This window comes from Bacillus sp. cl96 (genome assembly GCF_900100505.1).
Lineage (GTDB): Bacteria > Bacillota > Bacilli > Bacillales > Bacillaceae_G > Bacillus_A > Bacillus_A cereus.
The window spans coordinates 1-10,621 of the sequence record NZ_FNDM01000034.1; the positions used below are offsets into that span (position 1 = coordinate 1).

Here is a 10,621-nt window from a genome sequence, read left to right on the forward strand (position 1 = left end):
GCCCCGGTTTCCCGGAGTTATCCCAGTCTTATGGGCAGGTTACCCACGTGTTACTCACCCGTCCGCCGCTAACTTCATAAGAGCAAGCTCTTAATCCATTCGCTCGACTTGCATGTATTAGGCACGCCGCCAGCGTTCATCCTGAGCCAGGATCAAACTCTCCAATAAAGTTAGTTTGTCTAGCATCTAAAATAAAAATTGACGTTTCACGTTGTTTGTTTCGTTCAGTTTTCAAAGAACTACTCAGTCGCTAATTTGCGACTTCCTTATGTTAACATCTTCGTTAGTTAATGTCAACTAAGTTTTTCAATTTCTTTTTGTCGTTTTCTGCGTTTCCGCATCAGCGACGGTTATTAATTTAACATATACAAACTATTAACGTCAACACTTTTTAATAAAAAATTCTTTTTCTTACATAACGAATACATTCTTCTGTGTTAGCTACTCTCCGAAATAAACAGAAAATGATTTTATATCTTTCTTCCATAGCTTTTTTTACAACTTCATGAATACGCTCATCTTCAAAATCAAATAAAAGTTCCTCTAATTCTCTCTTCAATATGTATTCCATTTCTTTTCTCTCTTCTTTTGTCAACATCAGCCCAAGCAAACAATCACCTCAATAATTCCTTACGCAACAATAAACGTTCCGCTCATTTTCAATTATCACAATCCTATCATCCATTATATCCACTACTTACGATATTAATCCTTTGTTCTCTTTTTTATATTTCCAGCATATATGTAACTGAAAAGGATTGGACAAAGGGGCGTAATATTATGTTTTTCTTTTTTATTACGAGTAAGAGAAATTTTAAACACATTAGCTTAATAGTGATACTGTCCTTATTTACAGCATGGCTACTCTTTTTAAAAACATATTCACATGAATCTGCTTTTTCAACTGCTACAGGCCCTAAAGTAATTTACAAAGGAGACACCGCTAAAAAGCAAGTTGCATTTACGTTTGATATTAGTTGGGGAGACAAAAAAGCAATTCCAATCCTAGATACTCTTAAAGAAAAAGAAATTAAGAATGCAACCTTCTTCCTTTCTGCTGCATGGGCCGAAAGACACCCCGATATTGTAGAGCGAATCATGAAAGATGGACACGAAATCGGTAGTATGGGGTACAATTACACATCCTATACTTCTCTAGAGACAAATGAAATAAGACGAGACCTTTTACGAGCACAAGATGTTTTTACGAAACTTGGTGTAAAACAAGTCAAGCTGTTACGTCCACCTAGTGGCGAATTTAACAAAGCAACCCTTAAAATCGCAGAATCACTTGGATACACCGTCGTACATTGGAGTAATAATTCAAACGATTGGAAAAACCCAGGTGTAAATAACATCGTTTCCACTGTCTCTAATAATTTGAAAGGTGGAGATATCGTGTTATTACACGCATCCGATTCTGCCCTTCAAACAAATAGAGCTTTACCGCTGCTCCTGCAAAAAATAAAAAGTGATGGATATGAGCAAATATCCGTTTCACAACTTATTTCCAACACAAGTACGAAAAGTGAAGATGTGAAGTAGCTTCTTCCCTACTACTCTTCACGCATAAAAAGCTCTACTACCTTTCAAGAAGGTGGTAGAGCTTTTTTAATCATACCATTTACAACATTATAACTGATGTTGTATAAAACCTCTCTATTAAGCTGATTTACTTGTTTTTCCGATTAAACGATGTAATACAAGTAATTGATATGCATTACATAACAATAGCGGTATAACCATTAAATATAACCAATCTGTATCATTAATCCGAAGCGCCGGTACCCATTCAAGGATCGTTACAACAACCATAAAGAACAGAGCTGGCACAAATGCTTTTTTATTTGTTTCTTTACTTTTTACATAAGCAACAATTGCTCCAAACACAAATAACATTCCAGCAACAAGTATATTATTCCCTAACGAGACTTCCCCATTTGCAATAAGTACAGATCTTAAATACACAAAATCAAATAATACGAATGCAATAAAGAAGAGCTGGACTGCATTCCATAAAGAAGATGAGCGAAACATCCCTAGTCCAAACCGGTGAATTGTTAAATATGCAAAGAATCCCATTTGACTTATAACACTAAAAATAAATCCTACACCCATCAGCCAGAAAGATACTGCTAAAATCTCCTTACCGTCGAAATTTTGAAAAAATTCATTGTACTTGTCCCACTCCAAAACAAAACCAATAATAACTGTGCTAATCCCACCAAGAAACAACGTCGTTAAAAATAGTCGTACCCACTTGCGGCTATTCACAACACATCCCCCATTATCCTTATATTTCTAATTAAATTGTATCAATGACAATTTCAAAAAGCTAGCCATGTTCATGTATAAATTCCTTAAAGATATTTATATTAAAAAGAGAGAACTGTGCTGAAAGGAGTTCCAACTTATGAAACGGATGCTATTCATTTTCGTTTCTTCTTTTCTACTTATCGCACTTGCAGCATGCGCACAAGGAAAAGAAACGAAATCCGAACTAGATTACGATCAAACAAAGAAAATGATTGTTGATATTTTAAAAACAGATCAAGGTAAGAAAGCTATTCAAGATGTATTAACTGATGAAAAAATGAAACAAGCACTCATACTAGATGAAACAGTAGTAAAGAAAACGATTGAAGATGCCATGGTATCCGATAAAGGGCAACAATTCTGGGAAAAGCTCTTTAAAGATCCTGAGTTCTCATCAAAATTTGCTAAAAGTATGGGGAAAGAACAAACTCAATTAATGAAAACCTTATTAAAAGACCCTGAATACCAAGCAGGCGTTATAGAAATTATGAAAAATCCTGAAGTAGAAAAAATGATGTTACAAACAATGAAGAGTAAAGAATACCGTCAATATCTACAACAAGTACTAACAGAAACTGCTGAAAGTCCACTCTTCCAAGCCAAGATGATTGATATCATTAGTAAAGGTGTGCAAAAAGCTGAAAAAGGCGGATCTGGTAAGAAAGAAGCAGGCGGTGACGGTGGTTCTCAAGGCGAGAAGAAGGAAGAACAGTAAAAAATAATAACTATAATAACGAGTGGACAATTTATATATTGTCCACTCGTTATTACTTTATCTTGCTATTAACAGACAAAATGGACCCCTCTAATTAAGCGAAAGGTTTACTAGCAACAAAAGCCTTATTGTTGTCAGTAACAGGTGAACCCCACTGATTAAAGTTTCACTTTATTTTTGTGTAACAGCTGTTTTATCAATTACTGTTTCAGCTATTTTACTATAAATAATGCCCGTTGTATGTGTATCTTCATATACTGAAGGAGCAAAGTCTTCTTTATTCCAATCGGGTTGTTGCAGTGGAATACGACCAAGAACATTCGTTTGTAATTCGGTAGCTAACTTATCTCCCCCGCCTTTTCCAAATACATATTCTTTCTCACCAGTTACCTTACTTTCAAAATATGCCATATTCTCAACAACACCAAGAATACTATGTTCAGTGCGCAATGCCATCGCTCCAGCACGCGCTGCTACAAACGCAGCTGTTGGATGAGGCGTCGTTACAATAATCTCTTTGCAAGATGGCAACATTGAGTGCACATCTAACGCAACATCACCTGTGCCTGGTGGCAAATCTAGTACTAAATAATCTAAATCGCCCCATTCTACTTCTGTGAAGAAGTGGTTTAACATTTTCCCAAGCATAGGTCCTCTCCAAATAACTGGTGCATTATCCTCTACAAAGAAGCCCATTGAGATTACCTTTACACCTAAACGTTCCACCGGAATTATCTTGTCACCTCTTACGATAGGACGTTTTTCTATCCCCATCATGTCTGGCACACTAAAACCGTAAATGTCCGCATCAATAATACCAACTTTTTTTCCTAAACGAGCTAAAGCAACTGCAAGGTTAACGGAAACAGTTGATTTTCCCACGCCACCTTTTCCACTCGCTACTGCTAAGAATGTTGTTTTTGAATTAGGTGACAATAAAGATTCACTTTGCTCTTCTTCTTGTTCCGGTGCAAACTGAGCTAATTCCTCTTCTGTAAATTCTGCAAAACGAAGTCCAACTGTTGCTGCCCCAAGTTCTTTTACTAACTTTACAATTCCAGACTGCAACTGCATTTGTTCCGCTGTACCGGTTTTTACGATTGCAATTTTAACACTCACATGTTCCTTCTCTGGCTTGACTGTTACCTCTTTAATTGCACTTGTTTCTTTTAATGTTTTATGTAAAAACGGATCTACAATCCCTTCTAACGCTTCAACCACTTGCTCTTTCGTTACCATAATTAGCCCAGCCCCCTGTATGAAAAATAACGTAATGTTAATTGAATTTATCTCTGCGTATTCTTGAAATAAATGCGTTTACATTTCCAGTATAACATATTTTCCGAAAACTTCGTTAACGAGAGAAGCTCAAAAAAATCCTCCTTATTCTGGAGGATTTCCTTTTTCCGTGAAATAACGTAATATACCACGGTATATTGCAGCTGCTACCTTTTGCTGATATTTCTCCGAATTTAACATATACCTTTCGTTCACATTCGATAAAAAGCCGGCTTCAATTAAAGCACCTGGTGTTTTAGAATACTTTAATAAATACACATGCGAAATTGTCTTAGCAGAACGATTCGTGTTCTCTAAACTTGTTCTCAATTCAGCCTGTATAAATTTTGCAGCACGTTCATTTTCAATCGAAGAGCGGTAATAGAACGTTTGTGCACCTTTCGATCCACTACTAGTTAAAGCATTTAAATGAATACTTGCAAAAAAGTCTACATCAGGTTTATTGATGATTTCTACACGTTTTTTTAAATCCTCTGCTTTACGTCTACTATATGACTTTGTATCTTTGTTAGCTAAATCATAATCTCCCTCACGCGTTAAAATAACTAGTGCACCTTGTTCTTGTAAATAGTCTTGTACCTTTTTTGTAATTTCAAGCGTAATATCCTTTTCTATAATATCCTTTCCACCAACAGCCCCTCCATCTGGTCCACCATGCCCAGCATCTAATACAATTACTTTCCCTGATAAGGGTAAATTCCAAGCTCGCCACGATTTTGTAATTTGAAATTCTTGCTTGACTAAAAAAAACAATACAACCGCAGCGAGTGCAAAAGAGATAATTCGAATTCTCTTCATACCTTTCCTCCTCCAGCTAGTCCCTCTAATTACTTATATGGGACAAGAGGAAAGTTTATGCTTGTCTTAATGAAGCTTTAATCGATATCTTCTTTCACCTTTTTCATACCCTTCTTGCCACCACAATCCTATAAACTGCTGACAAGATTCAAAAAGTAATTCCTCATCTTTCAACTTTATTTCTCGCATAGTCATACTCGTTAAAAATTGAAATAGCGTTTCAGTTAATTGTTGTTCTTCTTCTAAAGCTCTATATTTCACATCAAAAAACGATTCACCATAATAACCAAATTTACTGTATCTCGCTCCTAATAAATAAGATTCTATCCCTAATTCAATACAGTAATCTTCATACTGACGATGAAGCTCTTGCATTTGAAAGGCATCACGAATATTTGAACGCAATGTTTTTAATGATAATTCCCGCAACATCTTCCGCTCGTATTTTAACTGCTTTTCTTTTTGTTTTTCTTGTAAGCTGACAATGACATTCATAGTACTTATAAACCTCCCTAATACGTATTAGTCTAAACTTCTAAAGAAGAAGCATACGCGCGGCGGTAGCACTAAAATATTCCAAGCTATAAAAATTGCAAAAGAGGAATGAAACATAAAAAACCCCAACCAAAATGGTTGGGGTTTGTAGTTCGCAAAAATTAACGTTTTGAGAACTGAGGTGCACGACGTGCGCCTTTAAGACCGTATTTTTTACGCTCTTTCATACGTGCGTCACGAGTTAATAGACCTGCACGTTTTAGTGTTAGACGGTATTCTGGATCAGCTTTTAATAAAGCGCGAGAAATACCGTGACGAATAGCACCAGCTTGACCAGTGTATCCACCACCATTTACGTTTACAAGTACATCGTAGTTACCTAAAGTTTCTGTTGCAACTAGAGGTTGTTTCACTACTTCACGTAATGCAGCAAATGGGATATAGTTTTCAAAATCACGACCGTTAATGATAACGCGTCCTTCGCCTGGAACTAGGCGTACGCGCGCTACTGAACTCTTACGACGTCCAGTGCCATAGTATTGAACCTGTGCCAAAGTAAGCCCTCCTTTAATTAATTATCCGCGAAGTTCGTAAACTTCTGGTTTTTGTGCTTGGTGTGGATGCTCTGCTCCAGCATACACGTTAAGTTTCTTAGAAACTTGACGGCCTAAGCGTCCTTTTGGAAGCATGCCTTTAATTGCAAGCTCTAACATTTGTACAGGGTAGTTTGTACGCATTTCAAGAGCTGTTCTTTGCTTAAGTCCACCTGGGTGGTTAGTGTGACGGTAGTAAATTTTATCGTTTAATTTATTACCTGTTAAATGAATTTTCTCAGCGTTAATAATAATTACATGATCACCCGTGTCAACGTGTGGTGTAAATGTAGGTTTGTTTTTACCACGTAAAATGGATGCTACTTCACTAGCAAGGCGACCTAAAGTTTGACCTTCAGCATCAACCACATACCATTTACGCTCAACTTCGTTAGCTTTTGCCATAAAAGTCGTACGCATGTGTTTCCCTCCTCGTTATCTTTTCCATAGAAAAAATCTATTGTTTATCTTAAACACGATTTCCTTCCGGGGCTAATCGTGGTTTTAGAAACAATACCATATGTTATGATATACTTTTGAGTTTCTAATGTCAAGCAAATGTTACACCAGGATTAGTTGTTATAGTTTACCTCCCACAAGTAAAGCCCATGACCTGGAGCCATCTTTCCAGCAAACTGACGATTTTGTTTCGCTAAAATCTCTGGAATGCTATCAGGATCAAGCTTTCCTTGCCCTACGCTAAGTAACGTACCAACAATAATTCTGACCATATTATATAAAAATCCATTACCTACAAAACGAAAAATTATTTCATCATCTTGTTCAATTAACTCGATTTCATAAATTGTTCGCACTTTATCTTTTTTGTCAGTTTTTGCCGAACAAAAAGAAGTAAAATCATGCGTTCCAATAAAATAAGGAATTGCTTTTCTTATAGAGTTGATTTCGAGCGGGTATGGATATTGATATACGTAATTTCTACGGAATACATCCGCAGTCTTTGATAATAATACACGATAACGATATTCTTTTTTCTCAACACCGTAACGTGCATGAAATTCTTCTGTTTTTTTCTCTACTTGCCTAATAACAATATCATCTGGCAACATTGTGTTTAAAGCATTACTCCATTGCCACTCTTCAAGAGACAAAGGAGTATCAAAGTGTATTACTTGTCCTTTTGCATGAACTGTAGAATCTGTTCTACCAGATGCCTGAACACGAACAAGTTCTCCCTTATGCAATTTCTGCAATGCTTTTTCTATCTCCTGTTGAACAGTACGATGGTTCGGCTGAATTTGATAACCACAAAAATGCATGCCATCATATGCAACCGTACATTTTATTCTATCCATTTCTCTATTCTCCATTACGATCGCACCCATGCCAAAATACAAGCTAAACAAAATAAGCTGACAATCGTTACTGTATCGCTTGTTTTCCAGCGTAGTTGCCTAAATTTAGTACGTCCTTCACCACTTTGATATCCACGAGCTTCCATCGCAATGGCTAAGTCCTCTGCACGCTTAAAAGCACTGATAAACAGAGGAACGAGCAGTGAAATAATAGCTTTCATTCTATCTTTTATCGGTCCCCCGGCAAAATCAATACCACGTGACGCTTGTGCTTTCATTATTTTACTCGTTTCATCCATTAATGTCGGGATAAAACGAAGAGAAATTGACATCATTAATGCGATTTCATGAACAGGAACCTTTATACGCTTCAACGGCTTTAATAACGTCTCCAAACCATCTGTAATTTCAATAGGTGTCGTCGTTAACGTTAATAATGTCGTCATTAAAATAATAACGAAGAATCGTACAGAAATGTATATCCCTTGCTCTAATCCTTTTTCATATATCGAAAACCAACCAAGCTGGAATAGTACATCCCCCTCTTTATTTGTAAAAATATGCAGGAAAAATGTAAAAAGAAAAATCCATAAAATTGGTTTTAAGCCCGAAAGTACATAACGAATCGGCACTTTTGCAAAAAATAAAGCAATGAGTGCATATAAAAATAAAAATCCATATGAAATCGCATTATTTGCTAAGAAAACAACAAATACATATAAAAAGACAATCAGCAGCTTCGTACGTGGATCAAGTTGATGAATAAGTGAATTCCCCGGGATATATCTCCCAATAATCAACTGCTGCATGATTCATGACCACCTTTTCGTAACACCTGCACAACTTCATGAGTAAGATCCTCTAAAGATAAGGTAGCCTTTGGAATTGAAATACCAAACTTCTCTTCAATTGCACGTTTATACTTTAATGACATAGGAAGATCCACACCAATTTTCTCTAGTTCATCAGCATGTGAAAATACTTCCTCTGCACTTCCTTGCAAAAAGACCGTTCCTTTATGCATAACTACAATCTGCTCCGCATACTGAGCAGCATCCTCCATATTATGCGTTACAAGGATGACTGTAAGACCCTTCTCCTTGTGCAGCTTATAAAACATCTCCATAAGTTCGTTCTGCCCTTTTGGATCTAGTCCTGCTGTAGGTTCATCTAATACAAGCACTTCAGGTTCCATTGCCAGTACACCCGCTATAGCAACACGTCTCATTTGTCCACCACTTAATTCGAACGGAGAACGTGTTAACAGTTCTGGTTCTAGCCCTACAAGTTCAATTGCCTTTCTAGCCTTTTGCCTTGCTTCGTCTACAGATACTCCAAAATTAGTAGGGCCGAAACAAATATCTTTCTCCACAGTCTCTTCAAACAACTGATGTTCTGGAAATTGAAAGACAACCCCTACTTTTTTACGTAGTGGCTTTAGCTTTTTTTCTTTCTTTCCTGCCGAAATCAAATGTTCACCAATTTGAACTGTACCATTTGTCGGCTGCAATAAACCATTTAAATGTTGAATCATCGTCGACTTTCCTGAACCAGTATGACCGATAATGGCATAATAGCCCCCACTTGGAAACGACACGTCTACATCATAAAGTGCGCGTCTTTCAAATGGAGTTTTATATTGATAACGATGTTCTACTTTTTGGAATGTAATCTCCAAAGTTCGTTCACCAAGCTTTCCATTGTAAGATGCGTATTTTGCAAGAGAATTTCATTTCTTTTTAATAATTCTGCTATTTTCACCGAAAACGGTACATCTAAGCCAATTTCTTGGAGCATATGAGAGGATTTGAAAATTTTTTCTGGAGTCCCTTCCTCTAATATTTCTCCCTTATTTAAAATAATGACACGATCTGACTGTGCCGCTTCTTCTAAATCGTGCGTAATTGATAACACGGTAATACCTTTTTGAGTAACAAGTTGTCTAACCGTTTCTACTACTTCACGTCTCCCTTGAGGGTCTAACATTGACGTTGCTTCATCTAATATTAAAATAGATGGTTGAAGTGCTAAAACGCCTGCTATTGCCACTCGCTGCTTTTGCCCACCAGATAAGGAATGAGGCTCATCATTAAGAAAATCTTCCATACGGACAAGTTGCAAGGCCTGTTCTAATCTTTCAATCATTTGTTCTCTTGGCATTCCGATATTCTCCAAGCCAAATACAACATCATCTTGCACTGTCGTTCCAACAAATTGATTATCTGGATTTTGAAATACCATTCCAATTTGTTTTCGAACATCCCATACCGTTTCCTCTGATAAAACCATTGTATCATTTACTGTAATAATCCCTGCTTCTGGCAAAAACAAACCATTCAATAATTTTGCAAGTGTAGACTTTCCTGAACCGTTTTGTCCAATAATAGATACCCATTCTCCCTCATATAAGGAAAATGAAACATCTTTTAATGCATAAGTGGCTGCCCCAGGATATTGAAATGATATATTTTCTATCCGAAGTTTCTCTTTTTTCAATAGAAGGCACCCTTTCCTTCGCCAAGTTAGCCTATTTTTATATTTAAAAAAAAGGGCCATGACCAGTTTCTTGAAAAGAACTGTCCTGCCCTTTTAATTATCATTATACTAACTCGATAATTACCATTGGTGCTGCGTCTCCGCGACGTGGACCAATTTTTGCAATACGAGTGTATCCGCCTTGGCGCTCAGCATAGCGTGGAGCTACATCAGCGAATAGTTTTTGAAGTGCATCTTGACCAGTCTCAGCGTTAGCTACTTCATTGCGAATGAAAGCTGCTGCTTGACGACGAGCATGAAGATCTCCGCGTTTACCTAAAGTGATCATTTTTTCCACTACAGAACGAAGTTCTTTTGCACGAGTTTCTGTCGTTTGGATGCGCTCGTTGATAATTAAATCAGTAGCTAAATCACGTAACATAGCTTTACGTTGCGCACTTGTACGGCCTAATTTTCTGTATGCCATTCGTAGTTCCCTCCTTTGTTGATGGGTTTAAATCCTCAGTCGTCTTTACGTAAACCTAAACCTAATTCCTCAAGTTTATGTTTAACTTCTTCTAAGGATTTACGTCCTAAGTTACGAACTTTCATCA

The 10,621-nt window shown here is 37.0% G+C and carries 15 protein-coding genes and 1 rRNA gene; 2 read left to right on the plus strand and 14 right to left on the minus strand.

Features of this window, described 5'->3' with window-relative positions; all coding sequences use genetic code 11:
• Positions 1-168, minus strand: a 16S ribosomal RNA gene (locus tag BLT20_RS29415); the annotation flags it as partial.
• A gap of 223 nt (positions 169-391) precedes the next feature.
• Positions 392-610: a hypothetical protein gene (locus BLT20_RS29420; protein ID WP_000901147.1), complete on the minus strand. Its 219-nt coding sequence runs from the start codon at positions 608-610 to the stop codon at positions 392-394.
• 170 nt (positions 611-780) lie between these two features.
• Between BLT20_RS29420 and pdaB the strand changes: the two genes are divergently transcribed.
• The gene (gene pdaB, locus BLT20_RS29425; protein ID WP_000464703.1) at positions 781-1,545 is read left to right on the plus strand and encodes a polysaccharide deacetylase family sporulation protein PdaB; all 765 of its coding nucleotides are present in this window, start codon (positions 781-783) and stop codon (positions 1,543-1,545) included.
• Between the two features lie 117 nt (positions 1,546-1,662).
• Here the strand turns inward: pdaB and kbaA are convergent, their stop codons facing one another.
• The gene (gene kbaA, locus BLT20_RS29430; protein ID WP_001088524.1) at positions 1,663-2,274 is read right to left on the minus strand and encodes a KinB signaling pathway activation protein KbaA; all 612 of its coding nucleotides are present in this window, start codon (positions 2,272-2,274) and stop codon (positions 1,663-1,665) included.
• 139 nt (positions 2,275-2,413) lie between these two features.
• On the opposite strand from kbaA, the gene gerD reads away from it, so the two are divergent.
• A complete protein-coding gene (gene gerD / locus BLT20_RS29435; protein WP_000827295.1) occupies positions 2,414-3,031 on the plus strand; it encodes a spore germination lipoprotein GerD in 618 nt (205 codons plus the stop codon).
• A gap of 171 nt (positions 3,032-3,202) precedes the next feature.
• Here the strand turns inward: gerD and BLT20_RS29440 are convergent, their stop codons facing one another.
• From BLT20_RS29440 to BLT20_RS29490, 11 genes are all read right to left on the minus strand, one after another.
• Positions 3,203-4,270 (minus strand): Mrp/NBP35 family ATP-binding protein, encoded by a 1,068-nt coding sequence (locus BLT20_RS29440; protein ID WP_000256628.1) that lies wholly within the window; start codon positions 4,268-4,270, stop codon positions 3,203-3,205.
• A 144-nt stretch (positions 4,271-4,414) separates the two neighbouring features.
• Positions 4,415-5,128, minus strand: coding sequence for an N-acetylmuramoyl-L-alanine amidase CwlD (cwlD, locus tag BLT20_RS29445; protein ID WP_000822439.1), 714 nt, complete (start codon positions 5,126-5,128; stop codon positions 4,415-4,417).
• Positions 5,129-5,194: 66 nt separating this feature from the next.
• Positions 5,195-5,623: a DUF2521 family protein gene (locus tag BLT20_RS29450; protein WP_001101005.1), complete on the minus strand. Its 429-nt coding sequence runs from the start codon at positions 5,621-5,623 to the stop codon at positions 5,195-5,197.
• 161 nt (positions 5,624-5,784) lie between these two features.
• Positions 5,785-6,177, minus strand: a complete 393-nt coding sequence (rpsI, locus tag BLT20_RS29455; protein WP_000079986.1) for a 30S ribosomal protein S9 — start codon at positions 6,175-6,177, stop codon at positions 5,785-5,787.
• 21 nt (positions 6,178-6,198) lie between these two features.
• Complete coding sequence (gene rplM / locus BLT20_RS29460) at positions 6,199-6,636, minus strand: 50S ribosomal protein L13 (RefSeq protein WP_001260793.1); 438 nt, start codon at positions 6,634-6,636, stop codon at positions 6,199-6,201.
• A gap of 152 nt (positions 6,637-6,788) precedes the next feature.
• Positions 6,789-7,532 (minus strand): tRNA pseudouridine(38-40) synthase TruA, encoded by a 744-nt coding sequence (gene truA, locus BLT20_RS29465; RefSeq protein ID WP_002164804.1) that lies wholly within the window; start codon positions 7,530-7,532, stop codon positions 6,789-6,791.
• 14 nt (positions 7,533-7,546) lie between these two features.
• Positions 7,547-8,341: an energy-coupling factor transporter transmembrane component T family protein gene (locus tag BLT20_RS29470; RefSeq protein ID WP_001186526.1), complete on the minus strand. Its 795-nt coding sequence runs from the start codon at positions 8,339-8,341 to the stop codon at positions 7,547-7,549.
• Complete coding sequence (locus BLT20_RS29475) at positions 8,329-9,210, minus strand: energy-coupling factor ABC transporter ATP-binding protein (RefSeq protein ID WP_000406535.1); 882 nt, start codon at positions 9,208-9,210, stop codon at positions 8,329-8,331. Before BLT20_RS29475 ends, BLT20_RS29470 begins: the two co-directional genes overlap by 13 nt.
• A complete protein-coding gene (locus tag BLT20_RS29480) occupies positions 9,186-10,028 on the minus strand; it encodes an energy-coupling factor ABC transporter ATP-binding protein (protein ID WP_000711755.1) in 843 nt (280 codons plus the stop codon). The genes BLT20_RS29475 and BLT20_RS29480 overlap by 25 nt, the downstream gene beginning before the upstream one ends.
• A gap of 103 nt (positions 10,029-10,131) precedes the next feature.
• Positions 10,132-10,494 carry a 50S ribosomal protein L17 gene (rplQ, locus tag BLT20_RS29485; RefSeq protein WP_000331490.1) on the minus strand — a complete coding sequence of 121 codons (363 nt, stop codon included), beginning with the start codon at positions 10,492-10,494 and terminating at the stop codon, positions 10,132-10,134.
• 35 nt (positions 10,495-10,529) lie between these two features.
• The coding region (locus tag BLT20_RS29490; protein WP_178345288.1) for a DNA-directed RNA polymerase subunit alpha C-terminal domain-containing protein at positions 10,530-10,621 on the minus strand (92 nt) is incomplete at its 5' end.

Excerpts from the sequence above, each read along its gene's own strand:
- pdaB (WP_000464703.1), top strand. The coding sequence starts at position 781 with ATGTTTTTCTTTTTTATTACGAGTAAGAGAAATTTTAAACACATTAGC.
- gerD (WP_000827295.1), top strand. The coding sequence starts at position 2,414 with ATGAAACGGATGCTATTCATTTTCGTTTCTTCTTTTCTACTTATCGCA.
- BLT20_RS29440 (WP_000256628.1), bottom strand. The coding sequence starts at position 4,270 with ATGGTAACGAAAGAGCAAGTGGTTGAAGCGTTAGAAGGGATTGTAGAT.
- cwlD (WP_000822439.1), bottom strand. The coding sequence starts at position 5,128 with ATGAAGAGAATTCGAATTATCTCTTTTGCACTCGCTGCGGTTGTATTG.
- BLT20_RS29450 (WP_001101005.1), bottom strand. The coding sequence starts at position 5,623 with ATGAATGTCATTGTCAGCTTACAAGAAAAACAAAAAGAAAAGCAGTTA.
- rplM (WP_001260793.1), bottom strand. The coding sequence starts at position 6,636 with ATGCGTACGACTTTTATGGCAAAAGCTAACGAAGTTGAGCGTAAATGG.
- truA (WP_002164804.1), bottom strand. The coding sequence starts at position 7,532 with ATGGATAGAATAAAATGTACGGTTGCATATGATGGCATGCATTTTTGT.
- BLT20_RS29470 (WP_001186526.1), bottom strand. The coding sequence starts at position 8,341 with ATGCAGCAGTTGATTATTGGGAGATATATCCCGGGGAATTCACTTATT.
- rplQ (WP_000331490.1), bottom strand. The coding sequence starts at position 10,494 with ATGGCATACAGAAAATTAGGCCGTACAAGTGCGCAACGTAAAGCTATG.